This window comes from Sphingopyxis italica, assembly GCF_011926545.1.
Classification (GTDB): domain Bacteria; phylum Pseudomonadota; class Alphaproteobacteria; order Sphingomonadales; family Sphingomonadaceae; genus Sphingopyxis; species Sphingopyxis italica.
Window position 1 is genome coordinate 769404 of the sequence record NZ_JAATIT010000001.1, and the last position, 20083, is coordinate 789486.

At 60.0% G+C, this 20083-nt stretch carries 16 protein-coding genes; 5 read left to right on the forward strand and 11 right to left on the reverse strand.

Annotated elements, in window-relative coordinates; all coding sequences use genetic code 11:
• Positions 1-52: 52 nt before the first annotated feature.
• The 4 genes from GGR90_RS03360 to GGR90_RS03375 all read right to left on the reverse strand — a co-directional run bounded on the left by GGR90_RS03360 (position 53) and on the right by GGR90_RS03375 (position 5979).
• Positions 53-1600 carry a carboxylesterase/lipase family protein gene (locus GGR90_RS03360; RefSeq protein WP_037557617.1) on the reverse strand — a complete coding sequence of 516 codons (1548 nt, stop codon included), beginning with the start codon at positions 1598-1600 and terminating at the stop codon, positions 53-55.
• A gap of 55 nt (positions 1601-1655) precedes the next feature.
• Complete coding sequence (locus GGR90_RS03365) at positions 1656-3758, reverse strand: TonB-dependent receptor (protein WP_161786579.1); 2103 nt, start codon at positions 3756-3758, stop codon at positions 1656-1658.
• 242 nt (positions 3759-4000) lie between these two features.
• On the reverse strand, positions 4001-5305 hold the full coding sequence (locus GGR90_RS03370; RefSeq protein WP_037557615.1) for a hypothetical protein: 1305 nt from the start codon (positions 5303-5305) through the stop codon (positions 4001-4003).
• Positions 5302-5979, reverse strand: a complete 678-nt coding sequence (locus GGR90_RS03375; RefSeq protein ID WP_197411506.1) for a GntR family transcriptional regulator — start codon at positions 5977-5979, stop codon at positions 5302-5304. The genes GGR90_RS03370 and GGR90_RS03375 overlap by 4 nt, the downstream gene beginning before the upstream one ends.
• A gap of 196 nt (positions 5980-6175) precedes the next feature.
• Between GGR90_RS03375 and GGR90_RS03380 the strand changes: the two genes are divergently transcribed.
• The 3 genes from GGR90_RS03380 to GGR90_RS03390 all read left to right on the forward strand — a co-directional run bounded on the left by GGR90_RS03380 (position 6176) and on the right by GGR90_RS03390 (position 9864).
• Positions 6176-7189 carry a serine hydrolase domain-containing protein gene (locus GGR90_RS03380; RefSeq protein ID WP_037557614.1) on the forward strand — a complete coding sequence of 338 codons (1014 nt, stop codon included), beginning with the start codon at positions 6176-6178 and terminating at the stop codon, positions 7187-7189.
• A gap of 477 nt (positions 7190-7666) precedes the next feature.
• Positions 7667-9019, forward strand: a complete 1353-nt coding sequence (locus GGR90_RS03385) for an AMP-binding protein (RefSeq protein WP_231732773.1) — start codon at positions 7667-7669, stop codon at positions 9017-9019.
• A 167-nt stretch (positions 9020-9186) separates the two neighbouring features.
• Positions 9187-9864 (forward strand): TetR/AcrR family transcriptional regulator, encoded by a 678-nt coding sequence (locus tag GGR90_RS03390; RefSeq protein WP_037557613.1) that lies wholly within the window; start codon positions 9187-9189, stop codon positions 9862-9864.
• A 59-nt stretch (positions 9865-9923) separates the two neighbouring features.
• Here GGR90_RS03390 and GGR90_RS03395 read toward each other — a convergent pair whose 3' ends face one another.
• The 7 genes from GGR90_RS03395 to GGR90_RS03425 form a co-directional block, all read right to left on the reverse strand.
• The gene (locus GGR90_RS03395) at positions 9924-10535 is read right to left on the reverse strand and encodes an ABC-type transport auxiliary lipoprotein family protein (RefSeq protein ID WP_058801017.1); all 612 of its coding nucleotides are present in this window, start codon (positions 10533-10535) and stop codon (positions 9924-9926) included.
• Positions 10532-11440: an MlaD family protein gene (locus GGR90_RS03400; protein WP_037557611.1), complete on the reverse strand. Its 909-nt coding sequence runs from the start codon at positions 11438-11440 to the stop codon at positions 10532-10534. Before GGR90_RS03400 ends, GGR90_RS03395 begins: the two co-directional genes overlap by 4 nt.
• Positions 11440-12207 carry an ABC transporter ATP-binding protein gene (locus tag GGR90_RS03405; protein WP_037557610.1) on the reverse strand — a complete coding sequence of 256 codons (768 nt, stop codon included), beginning with the start codon at positions 12205-12207 and terminating at the stop codon, positions 11440-11442. Before GGR90_RS03405 ends, GGR90_RS03400 begins: the two co-directional genes overlap by 1 nt.
• Complete coding sequence (locus GGR90_RS03410) at positions 12204-13352, reverse strand: MlaE family ABC transporter permease (RefSeq protein WP_161786578.1); 1149 nt, start codon at positions 13350-13352, stop codon at positions 12204-12206. The genes GGR90_RS03405 and GGR90_RS03410 overlap by 4 nt, the downstream gene beginning before the upstream one ends.
• Before the next feature lie 307 nt (positions 13353-13659).
• On the reverse strand, positions 13660-15123 hold the full coding sequence (locus GGR90_RS03415) for an efflux transporter outer membrane subunit (protein WP_037557608.1): 1464 nt from the start codon (positions 15121-15123) through the stop codon (positions 13660-13662).
• A gap of 7 nt (positions 15124-15130) precedes the next feature.
• Complete coding sequence (locus GGR90_RS03420) at positions 15131-16702, reverse strand: MDR family MFS transporter (protein WP_137752007.1); 1572 nt, start codon at positions 16700-16702, stop codon at positions 15131-15133.
• Positions 16699-17826, reverse strand: coding sequence for an HlyD family secretion protein (locus tag GGR90_RS03425; RefSeq protein ID WP_037557697.1), 1128 nt, complete (start codon positions 17824-17826; stop codon positions 16699-16701). The genes GGR90_RS03420 and GGR90_RS03425 overlap by 4 nt, the downstream gene beginning before the upstream one ends.
• Before the next feature lie 131 nt (positions 17827-17957).
• Here GGR90_RS03425 and GGR90_RS03430 point away from each other — a divergent pair, with 131 nt between their 5' ends.
• Both GGR90_RS03430 and GGR90_RS03435 read left to right on the forward strand, forming a co-directional pair.
• Complete coding sequence (locus GGR90_RS03430) at positions 17958-18446, forward strand: MarR family winged helix-turn-helix transcriptional regulator (RefSeq protein ID WP_052182484.1); 489 nt, start codon at positions 17958-17960, stop codon at positions 18444-18446.
• A gap of 5 nt (positions 18447-18451) precedes the next feature.
• Positions 18452-20041 (forward strand): ABC1 kinase family protein, encoded by a 1590-nt coding sequence (locus tag GGR90_RS03435; protein WP_037557607.1) that lies wholly within the window; start codon positions 18452-18454, stop codon positions 20039-20041.
• Positions 20042-20083 lie beyond the last annotated feature (42 nt).

Here is a 20083-nt window from a genome sequence, read left to right on the forward strand (position 1 = left end):
CTCCCAGCTTCGTTGCACGTTTCGAAACGGTGGGCCTGTTTGGCCGAGCGGGCTAAGGCCTGGGTTGGCCTGCCGCGAAATGGATTTTCAGCAGGTGGTCGAGTTGCGCCTTGCGAAAACCGGCGACGACGGCTGACCGGGGCGCGAGATGTGCGAGACGGTCGTCAGTCGGCTGGTACCGGGGCCAGTCAGGCACCAGCGCGCAGTCGGGTACGCCATTCTTCGCGAAAGCGACCCAGCAGGCGGACACGCCTTCGCCGAAGCGGCGATCCTCGTCGTCGACGGGGCCGGCGAGCGAAGCGAAATAGCCCAGCGTCCCGAAAATATAGGGAATTTCGGAGCCATGCCCGGCGCCCTTCGCCCGATCGCGGCGCGCTGCTGCAACATAGTCGAAATGATAGAGGTAGGACGGCGCGCCGGCGGACGTCCGCGCCGCGAGCCATCGCGACGGTGCGACGAACCAGGCGTCGCCCAGAATTTGGCGGGCCAGTTCGTCATCGGCGAGCCCGGTGCCATAGGCGGCGCGGCCCGCCGCCTGGTCGGGCCCGAGATAGGTGAGCGCGGCCGCCGGCGGCACGCCCATGGCGAGGATTACGCTGGCTTCGTTGCTGTTAGCGCCGACGAGGAGCGGCACGTCGATCGGCTCACTGCGCGCAAAAACGCGCCATGGCGCTTCGCGCACCAGCTCGCCGTCGAGAATGGGGCCGACCATCGCGCCCGGCGTCCGGACATCGCCGGCCGCGACGAGCGCGTCGGCCGAAAGCGCCCGGAGCGCGTCGATCGTCGCCGAAGGCGGCGCGCCGGCGCGAGCCGCCAATGCCGTGCCTAGCGCTTCCTGCTCGATAAGCGGGCGCGGGTCGAGTAGGCCGACGCCCGACTGTACGATGGCGCGCGCGAACAGGCCCTTGGCTTCGGAGTGGGCGAGGATCGTCGTCACGCCGATTGCCCCCGCGGACTCGCCGAACAAAGTGACCTTCCCCGGATCGCCACCAAAGGCTGCGATATTTTTCTGGACCCAGCGAAGGGCGGCCATCTGGTCCATGAGGCCATAATTGGCGAGCGCCTCGCGACGCGGCTTGGCTGCGCTCAGAGCCGGGTGGGCAAAATAGCCGAGTGCGCCGAGCCGGTAGTTGATCGTGACAAGAATGACCCCTTGCCTTGCGAAGGCTGTACCGTCGAAAGCCGGGAACGTACCCGACCCGATGACATGCGCACCGCCATGGATCCAGACCATGACGGGAAGTTTCCGCGCGCCGGCCGGGCGCCAGATATTGAGCTGTAGGCAGTCTTCGGATTGATCATCCGCTACTCCACCGGCGACGAGCGCAGGCCGCACCATCTGCGGGCAAGCGGGTCCGAACTTCGCGGCATTGCGAATACCCGCCCAGCGCGGCGGAGCCTGCGGCGCGCGCCAGCGGAGCGCGCCTACGGGAGGCGCAGCGAAGGGAATATCGAAAAAACGCTCGACTCCTGCCTCTGCAGCGCCCGTTAGTCGCCCCTGCGCCAGCGTCGCTTGCGGAGGGGCAACCGCCGCCGCGGCGGATGCTGAAGCGAGCAGCGTCGCGGCTCCAGCACATGCTGCCATGACCCATTGCCGCATTTCGCCGTCCCTTTCGTCTCGGCTGGCGGCCGCAGGCCGCGGGCAAGCATATCCCCTAGAAAGAAATGCGGCCCTCGACGCCTATCACCCGGGGTTGGCTGTAACGGTTGATCGTCGGCGCCTGGGCAACATAGTAGAGCTTGTCGAAGAGGTTGTTCGCGAAGGCGCTCACATTGACCTTTCCGAAGTCGACGCCGATGCGAAGATTGACGAGGACATAATTGTCGAGGTCGACCGACGTTGCGGTCAGCTCCTGCTTGCCACCCCATTGTCCGCTGACAAGCACATTGCTCGTCAAGGCAACGTCGCCGGTGACCGGATAGCGAAGATTGAGGTTCGCCGAGGCGAGCCAGTCGGGAACCTGCGCGAGATCGAGACCGTCGTATCGGCCCGTCTTGACCTTGCCGCCCTGCCGCGAGCCGCTGAGCGCGAGGCGGCCGTCGCCTTCTCCAAGGTCGAATCCGTGGCTATATTCTGCCTCGATACCCCAGCTCTTCGCATTACCGGCATTAGTGAGATAGGCGACCGCGGCGACCGGGCAGGCCGCGTTGGTCAGCGCGCATCCATCGTCGACCTGCGCGATCAGATCCTTGAGCTCGGTATAATATCCCGCGATTGCGAAATAGCCGCGCCGCACCGGGCTGCCCTTGATGCCGACCTCATAGGAGGTGCTGCTTTCGTTGCCGAACAGTACCTGTACCGGGCTCGGAGCGCGGGGATCGGACAGGCGCGTGTTGAAACCGCCGGCGCGGTAGCTGCTGCCGACCTTGCCATAGGCGAGAATATTTGGAGTAAGTTTGTACGAAAGCGTCGCATTGTAGGAGAGATTGTCGGCGCTGATGTTGTCGTCGATAATCCGCGATGACCCGCCTGTTGGCAGGCCTGTCGCGAGATCATAGAGCCGCGCGCTGATGCTCCGGCTGTCGCGTGTATAGCGGAGCTCGCCGGTCAAGTTGAGGCTGTCGGTGATATCGAAACCGAGCGAACCATAAGCCGCATAGCTTTCGAAATGGAGCCGGGCGGGGGCGATGTTGCCCGGAGAAGGATTGGCAAGCGTCGGCGTGCGCGTCGTCGTCACGGAGAAATCGCTGTCGAGCAGCAGCATCTCGGCGCCCACGAGCCAGGTCAGACGGTCGCTCGCGCCCGTCACATGGATGTCCTGCGAGAAATTGTCGGTGGTGTCGACGACATAGGAGGCGCCGCTCGGGTCGAGCGGGGTTAGCGCCCCGATCTGACCTGCAGCGCGCGCGCGCGCAAGTTCGGCCGGGCTCACCGCGTCATTGTCAAGGTCATATTCCGAGTGGCGCTTGCGAAAGGATGTTGTCGAGGTGAGGTCGGCGCCGCCCAAGTCCACGCGGATAATCGCCTGCAGTCCATCGACATCCTGGCTGGCACGGGGCGCCGTGTTCCAGGGATAGCGGAAGCGATCCTGGGTATATCCCCCCGGGAAGCCTGGCGTGCCGGCGGGGATGGAAATCTGATAATGAACCGCCGGGGTCGTCAGCCGCTGGGTCTCGGCCATGATGATCGCGTCGACGGGTCCGCGTTTGAGACGGATCTGGCCGCGCAGACCATGACCCTTCTGTTGGTCGAAATAGACGTCGTTGTCCGGATTGTAGAAGAAGCCCTTGTCCTGCTCGACGAGATCGCCGCTGAGACGGATCGCAAGACCTTCGGCAAGCGGAACATTGATCGCGCCTTGCGTCTGGAAGCTGTTATTCTCGAAGCCGTAGCGCGCACTCGCCCAGCCTGAGAGATCGAATTCGGGCTCGGCCGAAATGATATTGATCGCGCCGCCGACCGCGTTGCGGCCATAGAGTGCGCCCTGTGTCCCCCGCAGCACCTCGACCCGGCCGATATCGAGGAGATCGAGGCGGGTGAAGTTTCGCCCGCCCACGGGACCACCGGCGATATAGGCACCGTTGCGATACAGGCCGACGCTGGGATCGCCATTGGTCGCGCGCGCGGTCGACGAGGCGCGGATCGAAATCTCGGAAGTGATCGATGAGCTGAGATTGTTGAACCTGACGCTCGGCTGGTCTGCTAGCAATTCGCCGCTGCCGCTTGCGCCGCCGCGATCGGTGAGTGAGGTGATATCGATGACAGAAGCGGCTGTAGGAACGTCGGCGAGCCGCTCCTCGCGGCGCCGCGCCGTCACGACGATCGCGCCGTCATCGTTCGCTTCCGCCGCGTCCGGAAGAGCTTCGGGCGGTCTGTCTTGCGCGAAAGCAGGCGGAGCGACGGCTACCCAAATTGCGGCCGTGCAGAAAAGAAGGTTCGCCCTGCGTCCCATGGTCACTCTCCCCATTTTGTTATCGCAATTATTATCGATAATTTTGTGCAGAAAACGCGAGCGAGTCAAGCCGGAAAGCGCAATGTCATTGCACGTGGGTCACGGGTTTAGGAGACGACGGCGCTCAGCAGGTCGCGGACGCCCCGCGCCGTAGCGGCAAGCGGGTCAGGTGTGACGGTAGATAAATCGTCGGTCACAGCGTGGTGATGACGGTGTGCGCCAAAGATGCCAGCATGACGTGTGTAGCCGGCCTTTATCACTTCCGAGAGTTCGCCCGCTGTGCCTTCCGCCGAAGGATAGGCCATTTCCAACCCTGGCTGGCCTTTGAATATCTCGCGCGCACGCGCAACGAATTCGGGCGATGTCATGAGAAAACGATAGGGATCGGCACTCGGCAGCGGCAGCAAGCGCCCCGGCATTTCCTGATAGTCACGTGCTGCGGCATTGGCGCCGAGATGCAACCAGAAAGCCGTCTCGCTGGGGGCTGGACCAAACTTGTCGGCGATATGGCTCGCACCGAGATTCTCATATTCATGCCCGCTGTTGCACAGAAAGAGCAGGCTGTGCTGGGGAAACGCTCGGGGCATCCAGTCGGCGAGCGCGAGCCACATCGCGATGCCCGGCCCCCGCTCGCCGGCGCAATCGGTCCAGCCTGAACGCGGCGTCGAGACGACGAGCCAAGGGCGGCCGGAGCGAACGAGTCGCCCGATTATATTCTGAGCTGCCCGAGCCCCACCGCGCCCGCGCAGCGCTAATTTCGCCGCGGCACCGTGGCGCGCGGCTTCAATCACCGGGGCGGCGAGTCGCGGCGCGAGCAAGGCAAGTGGCTTTTCCGATACGGGATGACCGGCCGGGACATTGAGGAGCAAGGCCTCGCCCGTCGGCCCGGTCGTAATGAGAATGACCCCGCTCGCACCGCGCGCAAGCGCATCGGCGAGCGGCTCGCGCGCTGCACGATCTACGAGGCTCGACCAGCGGCGGAAAGGCAGGCGCACTACGGCGATCGCGCCGTCGAGGCGTTCAGGAATTTCTGCGAGGCGCAGCGGCGCAGCGAGTCCAGCCTCGCCGGTTTCGATGGCGAGCGGTTGTGCGACGAGCGGTATCGTGATGTCGCCGAGCCTGAGGTCGCAGCGCGAGGCCTCGAACCAAGGCACGTCAAACGTCTGGCGTTCGACTTCGAATCCGGCACTGGACAGCCGCTTCGCTGTCCAGTCGGCGGTCCAACGATCGCCCTCGCCGCCCGACTGCTTGTTGCCGGCCTCGGTATAGCTTTGGACGTCGGTGAAGAGGCGTTCGGAGCCGAACATGGTCAAATCCCGAGATACAGCGGCAGCGGAGTTAACCTGCAATGCGATCGGCGCCGCGAGGCCCGCCTTAAGCAACGTGCGGCGGTCGGTCGGGAGGCGGCTCATGTCACTTTTGCGCGGCGGCGGCTGGGCTTAGTCTTTGCGTGCCGGGCCTTATATTCCTCGAGTGCGCGCCCGAAACTATTCTGAGTAACGCCGATCAGATCGCGCGCCACCGCATCGGCGGCATCGCCATCGCGCGTGACGATATGGCGGCAAAGCGCGTCGTAGAGGATGGCCGATCGCTTCGCGGCGTCATTGCCATGCGTCTCGATATAGCTGTCGGTATAGACATTGTGCTGCCAGCGCGCGAGCAGCGCGACCCGGTCGAGGAGCTCCAGCGCGAGCGGCGCATTGCTCCGCTTGGCGATGAAGCGGCCGATGCGGTTCGAGACTTTGATATGCTCGAACGTATTTTCGGTGCGCTGGGTGACATCCTTATATTCGACCAGACGGTGCATCAGTTCGCGCCCGTCGCGATCCGTCATCTCGACCGCAGCCAGGCGGCAAACTACACCGAACAGGGATTTCCACAGCTCATAGACCTCGTTCGCGGCATGCTCGTCGATATCGATCACATAGGTTCCGCGCCACGGGACCACCTTCACGAGACCGATCCGCGCAAGATGACGGAATGCTTCGCGCACGGGCGCATGGCTCACCCCGAAGCGCGCGGCGATTTCGCGCTCGCGCAGCCACGATCCCGGCTGGATGCGCCATTCGACGATGTCGTCAGTCAAGAGACGCGCAATGACGCGGTCTTGAGTCGGTGCACTGTCGTCTTCGGTCTTCGTCGCGCCCATTTCTCTCCGTTCGGCTTTCCCTGCTACCGGCACCATCCTAATCGGACAGTGCACGCGAGCAATCGATGATTGCGAATGAAATTATTATCGATAATATCGAGAATGACAAGCACCAGAAAATGGGAGTCGGAACTTGAAGCGCACCATCCTCTTTTTCGCAGCAGCCGTTGCGGCACAGCCGGCCACGGCAGGCGAACCCGCTCCTCTTCCCGGCTGTGCCGCGGCGATCGCCTATTCCGAGGCAAACTCTGGCGTGGCGCTGCTGATCCTTGAGGATGGCGAGGTTCGATGCCGTTCTGCAGATATTGCGACACCGCAGGAACTCTGGTCGGGCACCAAGAGTCTTGTCGGGCTGATGGCGGCGGCGGCCGTACAGGACGGGCTTTTGACGCTCGACGAGCGGGCATCAGAGACGCTCGCTGAGTGGAAGGGCGACGCCGAAAAGGAACAGATCACGCTTCGCCAACTGCTGTCGATGACAGGTGGTCAGGCCTCAACCGTCGGGAGACCCCAAGGGTATTTGGACTCGGTCAAGGCACCGCTCGCGGCGGCACCGGGCGGGAAATTCCAGTATGGCCCTGCTCCGATGCAAGTCGTCGGCGAAATCATGCGCCGAAAGCTCGTCGCCAAAGGCGAGGACGGCAACCCTCGCCATTATATCGAGCGTCGCATTCTAATGCCGCTAGGCGTAACGGTCGGCGATTGGCGCAGCGGCCCCGATGGCGCACCGCTCATGCCGCAGGGCCTAGTGCTGGCCGCATCCGAGTGGGCGAAGATCGGCGAGTTCGTCCGCGGGGGCGGAAAGCTCGAAGGCAGGCCACTTGTCGACGAAGCGACATTCGGCGAGATGTTCCAGGGTAGCCAGGTCAATCCTGCCTACGGTCTCACTTGGTGGCTACCCCGTAGCACGCCGGCTGTCGATATTGTTACTCGGTCCACCGATATCACCAGTCATGCCGCCGAACTACCGGCGGATATGGTCGTCGCCGCCGGCGCGGGCGATCAACGCCTCTATATCATTCCGTCGCTTCGGCTTACGATCGTGAGGCAGGCGAAACTCGACATTGCCGCCTTAGCGGCGGGGAAAAAAGGTGATTGGTCCGATTGGCGGTTCCTGTCGCTGTTGCTGAAACCAGCGAGTGAATAATTTGAAACGCGGGCGAGAACATCTCGGGGGCGATCGAACCTAAGCCGTGCCGCTGCAATATGATCATTGAGAATTGCTGGCTGAATGCAATCGCGGCCCGTGGAGTTTGCCCATGGGCCAGCATGATGACGGTCATTGACAGCCAGCGCGGCGATCGGAACCGAGAGGCGGAACCGTGCGCGCGACGGCGCAGTGGGGCGAAGAAGGATGCAGCATGTTGCGGGGATTGATGCAGGACGCGCCGCTGCTGATCAGCGGAATATTGGAATATGCAGCGCGCGCGCACGGCAAGAGGGAGATCGTCTCGAAGGCTGTCGTGGAGCCGGTTTGGCGGTATGACTGGCACCGCTGCGATCAGCGTGCGCGTCAGGCTGCGCAGGCCCTTGGCGTCCTCGGGATTGCGACGGGCGACGGCGTCTCCTCGCTCGCCTGGAACACTCCCACCGCCACCTCGAACTCTTCTATGCGGCGCCGGGCATGGGCGCCGTATTGCACACCGCCAACCCGCGTCTCAGCGACAAGCAGATCGCCTTCACTATCGCTCATGCAGGGAGCCGCATTCTCTTCTTCGAGCCCAATCTAGCCGAGCTCGTCGCACGGCTGCGTCCTCTCCTTCCGGGTATCGAGCGCTATGTCCTTCTCGCGGAGCGCGGAACGATCGCGCCAGATGTTGCCGACACGTTGAACTACGAAGCGTTGCTGGCAAGCGAGGACGGAGCCCTCACCTGGATGAGCTTCGATGAAAAGGCAGCCGCATTTCTTTGCTACACTTCGGGGACGACGGGCGACCCCAAGGGCGTCCTATACAGCCACCGCTCAATCGTTCTTCACGGGATGGCGGCCGGTCTAAGCAGTGCCTTCGGGTTCAGCGCTTTTGATGTCATCATGCCCTGCTCGTCCATGTATCATGCAACGGCATGGGGACTTCCCTTCACGGCAGCGATCAACGGCTGCAAGCTAGTGCTTCCTTGTGACAGGATGGACGGTGCCAGTCTTGCCGACCTGATCAACGAAGAGGGCGTCACCTTTTCGGGTGGTGTGCCGACGATCTGGACCTTGTACCTCGCTCATCTCGACACTACGGGGACGGGGGTCGGCAATCTCAAGCGCCTCGTGATTGGGGGCTCGGCCGTCCCCCGGGCGATGGCCGAGACATTCCGAGCCAAATATGGTGTCACTGTGCTGCAGCTCTGGGGCATGACCGAAACCAATCCGCTCGGCGTGATTTCGACGCCCTCCCCGCTCCTGATGGCCGAAGGCGAGGATTTCGCGAACGACCTCCCGCTGACGAAGCAGGGTCGCATGCAATTTGGCATCGAACTGCGCATTATCGACGGCGATGGCACGCCGCTCCCCTGGGACGGTGAGCAGGCGGGTGCGCTCCAGGTCCGCGGACCGTGGGTCGTCGATCGCTATTTCCCCGATATTGAGGGCGCCGGGAGCGATGGCTGGTACGACACCGGGGACATCGGTACGATCGATCGCTTCGGCTTTCTCCGGCTGACCGACCGCGAGAAAGATGTGATCAAGTCCGGGGGCGAATGGATCAGCTCGATTGATATCGAGAATGCGGCGGTTGGGTACCCCGGCGTCCGGGTCCCGGCGGTCGTTGGCGTATATCATCCAAAATGGGAAGAGCGCCCCCTTCTCGTGATCGAAACGCATGAAGGTCAAGCCGTCACAGCCGACGCAATTCGCGCGCATCTGGAGACGAAGGTTGTTCGTTGGTGGCTGCCGGACGACATCCTGTTCGCGACAGTACCGCTCACTGCAACGGGAAAGATCGACAAAAAGGCCTTACGCGAAGCGTATCGTAACCAACTCGCCTAGATGAGATCACACTGCGTCCATTCCGTGCGAATGGCAGCGATCCTTTCAGGCGGGATAATTTCAGCGGGCCTCGTGAGTCTTGCATAAGCCCGGGCAATCTCGGTCGGGCTGTCCAAGGCAAAGCGCTCTACGCTTGCAGCGCGGTCAAGGTATGGCCAAGATGAGGCATGGCGTCGACCCAAAAAACCAAAGAACCAGCTTCCGGACGAACAGGGAGGCCCACTCGACAAGCCTCGCAAGCACTTTCGAGGAAAATTCTCCGTGTCGCCCGCGATGTCTTCTTTGCCGACGGATTCGGTCGTTCAACGGCTGAACGGATTGCTGCAAAAGCAGGCATCTCCAAGCGCACGTTGTACGCCCGTTACGGGGACAAAAAGCTGCTTTTCGAAGCGGCAATACTCATGGAAATCGAGGATCGGCTCTCCTTCCTTGAACAGCACGTTCCCGAACATGGCGACGTTCGGCTCGAGCTTGAAGAGCTGTCCGATGAACTGCTATCCTGGATGCTTACCGACATTCACGTCGCGTTGGAACGCGTTGTAATGGCTGAGGCTGCACGTTTTCCCGCTTTAGCGCGAAACCTTTACGAATTCGGCGTAGGACGCACGACGAGATTGGTGGCAGAGGTCTTGCGCAAAGCCGAGGAGAGGGGAGAAATCAGGGTGTCAGACGCGAATTTTGCTGCGGAGCAGTTTATCTCCAGCGTCATTTTGTCACCTTTTCGTCGGGCCGCTCTTGGAGTGGGAGTGACCAGTCACAATGAAACCTCTTCAGCCCGAATGAGGCAAGCTGTCGATCTATTTGTGTACGGCTGCCGCCCCTCCCTGAAGGGGAGCCACCCATAACATTCCCGCTTCATCTTGGGCTGGGCCGTTGTCCCGACTAAGTTTCCATTGGCTTCACGCTAGTTGATCGCCGCAGCCGTCCAACTCGCGATTTCGTCGGCCATTTCAAGGCTCGCGCGATCAAAGGCTTCGACGATACTCGAAACGCTATTTGCACTTGCTGACCTATCAAGGACGATGCGCGTGACTGCCAGTGGTTCCGATTCTTTGGATCGGCTTAGTTCCACTTGCGCGGCGATGCGAATGATCGGGGCCGCGTCGGGCCCCTGGTCGTAATAGGCTGCAAAAGAAGAAAGCCGTGCGGATAGGACGTAATGATCGGAAGCAACGCTCTGGACAGGGATATATGCGTGATCGATTTTGCGCGCTACGCTTCCGGCAATAGCCTCGCGGATCATCTCGGGCGCAGGCCTCATCCACCGTGCTTTGGCCAGATACGTGACTTCGCGATTCTCGATCGTGAGGATCCTGTCTCCATCGGCCCCAGGCGGAAGCGTCGGTCGCGTAATATACACCGGAATCCACTGTCGTGCAATTTCACGCTCCGGTACGGGCGTGCTACTGATCCGGTACAACGTCGATTTGCCGCCAGTTCCCAGAATATTCCCGCAACCAGAAAGGCAAATTAGCGCGCCCATCAGCAAAAACATTCTTGCAGAGATCGTTTTCATTGGGGGAGCTTCCTTTCACGAGGGGTCCGTCGTAGCTGGCCGGCGAGCTGCTCGATTTCCTGCGCCGCGCTATCGAGCGATTTCAAAGTTGCAGCAATCCCGGAGCCGTCGGGCGCCGCCAATCCACTCGCGGCGTCATCAAGCCTGTGAATGACCACCCTCGCCTCGGCGATCCCCTCTCGAAGATCTCGAGCGGCTGCCGAGACATCGGCAAACGTCTTGCGACCGTCGCCATCGATCGCCGTGCGCGCCGATGCGGCCGCGGCCTCGATATCGGCCGCCGCCCGGTCCAGGCGTGCAAACGCTTGTTCAGCCTTGCTGAACATTCCGCGACTAGATCGCAATTCCGCCGTGGTAGCTGTTACATTCGCAATAGCAGCCGAAACATTTTCGATATTCTCGTCGGACAAGGTCCGGTTGACCCTTTCCAGGGCCTGCGAAGCATCCGCCAACAATGCGCCACCTCCATCCATCAGGGATTGTAGCGAACTTTTTTCCGCCTTAATCACTGGGAGCGCTTCCTTGGAAACCTCCTTCAACAACGGCTTAGAGGGCGTCCCCGCACTGATCTGGATGTAGCTTCCGCCGGTTATGCCTTGCGACTCCGTCGCGGCGGTAGAATCGACGCGCACAGGCGTATCCTCGCGCAGGCGCACTCCTGCAAGCACCCTGTTTGGATTTCTGGGATCAAGACTAATACGCGTGATTTCTCCCACCGGAATTCCGTTGAACTGCACCTCGCCTCCCTCGCTCAGCCCGCGGACAGGACCATCGAAAATGATCCGATACTCGTCGAAATCACGCGCGAATTGGGATTGACCGAGCCAGAGGATGAAGCCGAAAGCCGCCGCTAGCAGAGCCAGCGTCAGGCCCCCAATCAGACCGTAGTTCGCGTCGCGTTCCATTAGCGGTTCCTTTCCTTGGCGCGCTCCGCCCGCCCTCCCAAAAACGCCCTGATCCAAGGATGGTCAGACCTCTCAAGTTCCGCGATTGGCGAAACCTCGACAATTTTCTGATCCGCAACCACGGCCACGCGGTCGCTGATGGAATACAGGCTGTCGAGATCATGGGTCACCATCACGACAGTAAGCCCCAGCGTGTCGCTCAGCGTCCGTATCAGCTGGTCAAATTCCGCGGCTGCGATCGGGTCGAGGCCCGAAGTGGGTTCGTCAAGGAACAGCAATTCTGGATCGAGCGCCAAGGCCCTCGCTACGCTTACACGTTTTCGCATTCCGCCTGAAAGTTCAGCGGGCATTTGCCGGCCCACCTCGGCATCGAGTCCGACAAGGCCGATTTTCATCAGAGCCACGGCCTCGAGCCACGGCTCTCTAAGACGGGTATGTTCGATGAGAGGAGCCTCGACATTTTCTTGCACACTAAGAGAAGAAAAAAGCGCGCCATTTTGAAACATGACGCCAATTCGGTGATTAATTTCCGTACGATCAAAGCGACTCCCAATTTTTTTCTGAAAGATTTCGATTGTCCCATGGCTAGGCGCAATCAGGCCCAAAATGGTGTTCATCAGGACGGATTTTCCACTACCGGACCCTCCGACGACACCAAGAATCTCGCCACGATGGACTTCTAGGTTCAAATCCTGGTGGATAATGTGATCGCCAAATCGGGTTTTAAGATTCTCCACCCGAATAACGACGTCCGGATCGCAAATCATATTTCGAGCACGTTGAAGAGAATTGCAAAGGCGGCATCCAGAAGGATGATTGCGAATAGCGCTTGGACAACGGCGACGGTCACCCGCCCGCCCAGATCCTCAACATCTCCGCGTACCGAAAGGCCGTGGCGACATCCGGCAAGCGCAATCACAATGGCCAGCACCGGTACTTTTGCCATTCCAACCCAGAAGTGTCGGATATCGACCGCAGCCGAGAGTCGTTCGGCGAAATATGTCGGGCTCACGTCGAGTATGCCCCAGCTGACGACAAGCCCGCCGGCCAACCCAGCCAGCATGGCAACAATCGCCAGGAGGGGCATAATTACAAGCAATGCCAATACGCGTGGCACAACCAGCGCGTCGAACAGGTCGATGCCCATCACCTTCATTGCCTGCGTCTCTTGATTCATTCGCATTGCGCCGATCTGGGCCGCGAAAGTGGAAGCGGACCGACCGGCAAGTAGTATCGCGGGAATGAGGACGCCGAACTCGCGGAGGACGGATATGCCAACCAGTTCGACGACCAGTTCCGATGCACCCAATGTCTTGAGCAGATCGCTTCCTATGAGAGCCACTACTGCGCCGATAAAGAATGTCATGATCGCTATGAGTGGCAGCGCATCGAAGCCGGCCTTCTGAATTGACGACGCCAGTGCGATCAGTCGCATCCTTTTGGGATGTGCAAGAGATTTCATGAGCGCCACCTCAAGTTGCCCGAGAAATCGAGCGCTTGCGCCGATTTCCTGGACAGCTCGATAAACTTTTTGGCCAAGACGCACGTGAAATGGGGGAGTTTTGATAGACGGGACATCGCGGTCGGCCATGGCCGAGCCCACCAGCGCGAACAGATCAGCAAGATTGGCGGGCAGGTCTGCGGTAAATGCCGCATTGGGTGCGAGAGTCAGGATGGCGAGCGCGCCTGCGCTGTCTATCCTTCCCAGGTTTCCGAAGTCGCTTGAGAAGGAGAGGTTCGAGGGACTCAGAACATGCCCGGAAAGGCCTGCGATCGAAATCGCTGTCCAGTCACCTTCAACGACCAACGTTGAAATGCCATCTCCTTCGCGAACGAAGATGTTCGGTGCTGTGCGCGCATTCATCGCAGCAAGTCTCCAACCGGTGTCGGGAGAGCGGATCGCCCGTGGCAACTTCCTCTCCCATAGCCCGTCGTCGAGCGGATCATGCCAGCAAGCGGGACCACTGACCCCACACATTTAACCATGCCGATCCACACATCGCGCCTTGCCTCAATGACATTATGTAGACGTCAGCGTAGCGTTATATCAGGTCGCTTGCAAGGAGTATGCTGCGCACAAATCGGCCGACAGATCGTTTGAATAAGCACAGGATACTCTTGCTAAGGTTAGATAAAATTGTCAGGTGAAATCCCTATGAGATTCTTTCTGAACCGATATCGCACCTTGGAGTTTATATTAACAACACTCGTAGGTGACATTAAATCTTTGCTTGCATTTGCCATCCCAGGCCGAGTGATTTTTGCAGGGCGATCCATGACAGCGTGAGCGCCGCCTTTCCCCGGACGAGGTCGGTTGCCGCCTGCTCCTGTTTGCGAAGCGTGCGATTTAGGTCAGCGCGCGAGATCACTCCGCCGGCAAATCGTTGTCGATCAAGATCGGCTGCGCCATCTGCCTGGGACTTGATCTGCGCGAACGCCACCAGGGCAGAGCGCTGCTGGCCAAAGCGCGACAACGCGCGCTCGGCGTCCTGAAGTGCAGAAAGCACTGTCTGTCGATAGTTGGCAACCGCCTCGGCACGGGCGGCGCTCGCCTGATCGACCGAGGCATCGACCCTTCCGAAATCGAGGAAGTTCCACTGCAGCTGCGGAATAGCGAGAATTGACGGGTTGCTCACATCAAAGAGATCGTCTGGCGACGTTCCGCCAAGTCCCAAGATTCCCATGAATGACAGCTTCGGAAATCGTGCGGCCTCCGCAACACCGATCCGAGCCGTTGCTGCCGCCAGGCTGCGTTCGGCCGCGCGGATGTCGGGCCGACGTGCGACAAGGTTTGAGGGGTCGCCCACCGCGACCTGTTCCGGCGGGAGGGGAACATCGAAGATCTGTTTCAGCGCTTCGTCCGTTGTCCCTGGGATCTGCCCAGCTAAAATGGCAAGCGCATCGAGCAATACCGCCGTGTCAGCTTCGGCCTCGGCGAGCTGAGACTTGAGCAACTCGAGCTCGGCATTTGCATTGCCGAGAGGGAACAGGGGCAAAACGCCTTGCTGATACCGTTGATAGGTTAGCGAGAGGATTTGATGCTGCAACTCGCACTCGGTTCGGTACGCTTTGGCTCGAAACTGGGCCTCGCGCAGGTTGACATAGGCATTGGCGACTTCGGCGGTCAGCTGGACCTTGGCATCCTCCACATTGGCAACCGCTGCCGCTGCCTGAGCGTTGCCGGCCTCGATCCGTCGCTGCGTTCCTCCTGCGAAATCCAGCTCCCAGTTAGCGTTGAGCCCGAGATTGTAGACACTGAGGCTATCATCCGCCTGTCCCTGCGGACTAACAGGCGCGCTCGCCGAAGGCGGGGCACTGTTCTGAATATCAAGGCCCGGCAAGCGGCCCTGAATAGCCGTCGCCTGGGTTCCAAGCGTCGGAAATCTTCCGGCCTTCTCCTGTCTCACGGATGCCCGCGCCTGCGCGATCCGCGCTTGCGCAGCCTGAAGCGAAGGATTGTCCGATAACGCGGCCTCGATAAGCCTGTTCAATTCCGGATCGTTCAAAAGGAGCCACCAATCTGCCAGCTCGGGCTCGGCATCGCTGACGTTACCGCCGGCACGGACAAAGCCGTCATTTCGGTTCGCCGAGAATACTTCTGGAGGCCCGGCGTAGTCTGGGCCCGCGACACAACCGGCCAGCAGAAACGAGGCGAGAAGCGATATTACAGATTTTTTTATCATATCAGGCTCAGTGCATCGAAAGGGAAACATTCCTGGGAAGCGGCTTCAAAAAGATGACCAAAGGAACGGTCATCAAGGTTAGGACGCCCATCGCCAAGAACACATCATTGTAGGTCATTACGAACGCGTCCCGCTGGATGGTCCGGCCTAGCATCGACATGGCACCCTCCATCCCGCCGAAGCTTTTCGCGAGTTCATCAAGATAAATCTGGAGCGAAACACTGTTGGCATTCAGCGTTTCTTCCATGCGCCGGCTATGGTGCCAGATCCGCTGGTCCTGAAACGAAGCCAGTCCGGCCAAAGCGAAAGATCCTCCGAGATTTCGAGCGGCGTTAAAAATACCGGAGGCATCGCCAGCATCTGTATTTGCCACTGAGGCTACGGTAGCCTGGTTCAGGAACATCATGGACAGAATCATGCCAACACCCCGAATAAGCTGGCTTTCGATGAATACGGCGCCCCCGGATTCCGCGGTGAGGCTTATGCTGACGAAACAGCTGGCCGCCATCAGAAGCATTGCGACTCCGACGGCAATGCGGATGTGGAGCCTACGGATCATTAAGGGCAGGATCGGCATAAGCACAAAGGCCGGAATACCCATCCAAAATATAACGAGCCCGGTTTGAAAAGCGTTATAATCCGATATGATCGCAAGAAATTGGGGAATGACGTAGGTCGAACCATACATCACCATTCCCAAGGCGAGAGCCATCACCGCAACGCTTCCGAATTGGCGATTGAGAAGGAGGCGGAGTTTCAGGACGGGCTTGGACGCATTCAGCTGCCCGTAGATCAGTGAAGCGAAACCGATGACGGCAATGAGGGCCAGCCAGCGAATAAGAGCGGATTCAAACCATTCCTCGCGATGCCCCTCCTCAAGCAACACAGTCAAAGCGCCCAACCCCAGAATCAGGCCGGCAATGCCCGCCCAATCAGCATCGGTCAGATACTCCCACTTCGGCTCTTCGTGAGGAAGCCCGACGAATAGCAGCAGCAGCAGCACAGCGCAGATTGGAACATTGACAAAGAAGGCATAGTGCCAGCTCAAATTTTCGGTCAGCCAGCCACCGATCAGCGGCCCCATGACCGGACCCAGAATCACTGTCATGCCGAACAGCGCCATGCCGATCGGCTGTTGATGGGGCGGCAATCTTTTCGCCACGATGGTCATCGCAGTCGGTATCAGCGCACCACCCATGAAACCCTGACCCGTGCGACCGATGATCATGGTCGTGAGGTCGGTCGCCATACCGCAAAGAATTGAAAAGCCGGTGAACGCGGAAACCGCAATGATGAGCAGATTTCGCAGTCCAAAAAGGCGTTCAAGCCAGGCGCTAAGCGGAATTACCACGATTTCGGCTACGAGAAATGCGGTGGCAATCCAGGTTCCCTCGGTGCCGCTGGCTCCGATTTCGCCCTGGATCACCGGAAGCGCGGAATTGACGATAGAGATATCGAGTGTTGCGAGCATGGCGCCAAGTGCGCCCGCTGCGACCGCTATCCACGCGGTGATATCGGCATTCCGCCTGTCTGCAGTCGGAGTACCAGAGGCGCTGTTCGATGCCAACTCGGCGGTCATTTGTCGGTACTCGAGATCTCTTTCAGCTCTCCGGCAGCATTTCGCGTGTCGACAACTGCCACAACCGACATGCCCGGGACGAGCAGACGACGCACTTTGGGCGAGGCTATTATCGCGATACGAACCGTTATCCGCTGAACAATCTTGGTGAAATTCCCTGTGGCGTTTTCGGGCGGCAGGATTGAAAATTCTGCTCCGGTTCCGGGGGAGATGCTCTCAACGCGTCCGGCAATCTCAAAGTCGGGAAGTGCGTCGACCTCGAGCTTGACCGGTTGCCCCGCCCGCAAAAGGCCGACCTGCGTCTCCTTGAAATTAGCGATGACGTAGATTTCGTTTACCGGAACCACCGTCATCAATCGCTGGCCGGGCTGAACGAATTGGCCGACCCTTACTGTTAGATCGCCAACGCGACCTCCCTTGCTGGCTCGCAGCAGGGTCGATGTGACATCTAGGTCGGCCGCTTCCAGCTGCGCGCGGGCCGCGTCAGCTTGGGCTTCGGTCTGGTCGATCTGTTTGAACAAGGTGGCCCTCCGACCGTTGGCGGCAGAGACTGCTGCCTGGGCAGCAACAAAGTCGGCGTGCGCTTGCTGCGCCTGTGTCTCATATTGTTGAAGCTTTTCTCGCGGCTCCGCACCGGTCGCGGCGAGGGGGCGATACCTCGCTACCTGCTCATTGGCGAGGTCGAGCGCCGCGCGCTTGGCGGCGAGTTGGGCCCGCGCCTGTCGAATCGCTGAGTCCTGTTCGGTTACTTGCGAGCGGATTGTGTCGGCGCCGGCCAGCGTCGCCGCAATCTGCGCACGCGCCTGTTGCGCCTGGGCTCTATAATCTCGCACATCCAGTTGCACGAGCGCCTCGCCGGGACTGACCCACCCGTTCTCAGAGACGAGCACCGCGTCCACGTATCCGGCCACTTTTGATGAAACCACAACGCTGTCGGCCGCGACATAGGCGTTGTCGGTCGACTGCATGTACTGCCCATAGGTGACATGCCTGTAATACCACCAACCACCTGCAATCAGCGCAGCAGTGATGGCTATGATGAGGATGAGGCGAAATTTGGGTTGCGATTTCAGGCTGGATGCGGGCGCGCGATCCTGTTCCCGCTCATTTGGTTCGTCGGTCATCTGCCTCTTTCGAAGGATTTTGGACATGTGCTAAGTCGCTTCATGGCGTGGCGTAGACCGTTCCATCCAGTTAGTAAAATCGTTTAGTAATTTGCGTTTTGGCATTCCCACGAAACGGACTAGGCAGCGGTATGAACGCAAATCTCGACACAATGCCGCCACGGCTTCGCGAAGGCGCCCTCACCGACGACGACCGTATGCTATATTTGATGGACGAGATTAGTCGGGGGGCGAGGCGCGCTTATGACGCACGGATTGCCAAGAGCGGCCTCAATCAGACGCAGTGGCGCATCATCGGACAACTTCTCCGCGAACCATCGTTGACGCAGGCCGGAATTGCCAAGCGACTAGAGTTGGAATCCGCCACGATCGGTCAAGCCGTCGCTGGCCTTTGTGAGAAAGGATTGATGGAAAGGCGACGAGCCAAAACGGACGGCCGGGCATGGCAGCTCATCCTGACCCAGGAGCTCGACAGGTTGTTGCCCCAACTGAGAGAATCCGCGGACGGGCTGCATAGGGTCTTATGGCGGAACGCCACGCGCGACGAAAAACGGACGTTGCTGGACATTCTTGTGCGGATTGCGTCGAATCTCGATCAGAGCCGGACCGATGCGGAATAGGACATATGCCTGGGTTCCGAGATAAACCGATAGGAGACATCGCACGCGCCGCCGAGATAGGACAGATTCTTGTCCGGCACGGCGCCAAAAGCCTGGCGGGCGCGCTCGGCGTCATTCCGCATCCTGCCAATTCAATCGATCCAGGTGAATTGCGGCCGGCGGCGGTCGTCGCACTCCTGCGCGACATTGGTCCGGTCGGAATAAAGCTTGGACAGCTGCTGGCGACGCGCAGCGATCTGTTTTCCAGGTCCTGGATTGCTGCCTTCGCGACGCTCCACGATCAGGTTTCTCCGGTGCCATTCGAAGAAATCGAGCCCATCCTTGCCGCAAGCTGGGGAGCTGACTGGCGAGGGGAATTCACCCAATTCGATGAACAACCACTGGCTTCGGCTTCGGTAGCGCAGACCTACTCTGCTTCGCTGCTCGACGGCGCCGGCGTTATCATAAAGGTGCGGCGTCCGGGCACTGCTGCGCGAATGGAGGCCGATGTGCGGCTGCTGTCGCGCCTCGCCGCCGTTGCCGAGGATCGATCCCCTGAAATCGCCCGCTATCGCCCCGTAGAGTTCCTGCGAACCTTTGGCAGAAATCTTGCCTGGGAAATGGATCTGGCAGCCGAAGCTCGTGCATGCGAGCGTATCGGTGGCTATCTTGACACGCTTGGGATCAAGACTCCAACAATTCATTGGGAACTGACGGGGATACGGGTCAACGTCCAGGAGCGGCTGTATGGAACGCCCGCGTCTGCGCTCGAGGCCGGCTCGACCGACCCACGCGTGGCGGCGTTCGCGAGACAATATGCGAATGCAGTCCTGCGCATGATCATTCTGAATGGCGAATTCCATGGCGATCCGCATCCGGGCAATGTTTTCCTTATCGGGGAACAGGATGTGGGCTTTATCGACTTTGGATCGGTCGGCACTCTCACGAAGGCGAGACGCGAGGAGCTGGTGCGACTTGTCATGGCTATAGCCGACGAGGACACAGCCGACGTCGCGAACGTGTTGCTCGAATGGGCCGGAAATCCAAAAGTTGACCGTGATGGGCTCACCCAGAATTTGGACCAGCTGATAGGTGAATTCAGAGGAACCGTCCTTTCGGGGATTGAGTTCTCGCATATTTTCAGCCGCGTGTTCGATCTCCTGCGAGACTATCAGCTCGCACTTCCGCCTGATCTGGCGATCCTTCTTCGAACATTGCTCACGGCGGAGGGGTTTGCGCGTTCCTTTGCGCCTGGTTATAATATTGGGGAGGAAACACGCCCCATCATGTTGGAGCTGTTCGCGGAAAGATTCTCTCTCGGCCGAAATCAGCCCAATCTAAAAAAAGTTCGCCGAAAACTCCTCGCCTTGGCGGCGGTCATGCCCGACCTTCTCGATAACGCCGCCGTGATCGCCAAGTCCGGGTACGTGCCTGTCCAGATCGATCCGGCCAGTTTTGAACGGCTTGCAGCCATTCGCCGCGCGAGCCAGCCTGTCAAAGGTCCTGTGGCGGCCGCACTTATCGTCTCCGCGGCGCTGCTTGCGAATCAGTCCTGGGTGCTTGCAAGTGTTGCACTGGCTCTTGCCGGGTTGGTTCTTCTGCGCAAATGGCGATAAGATCGTTGCTCAGCCTGAACGGGCCAGCGTCCAATATCAGGC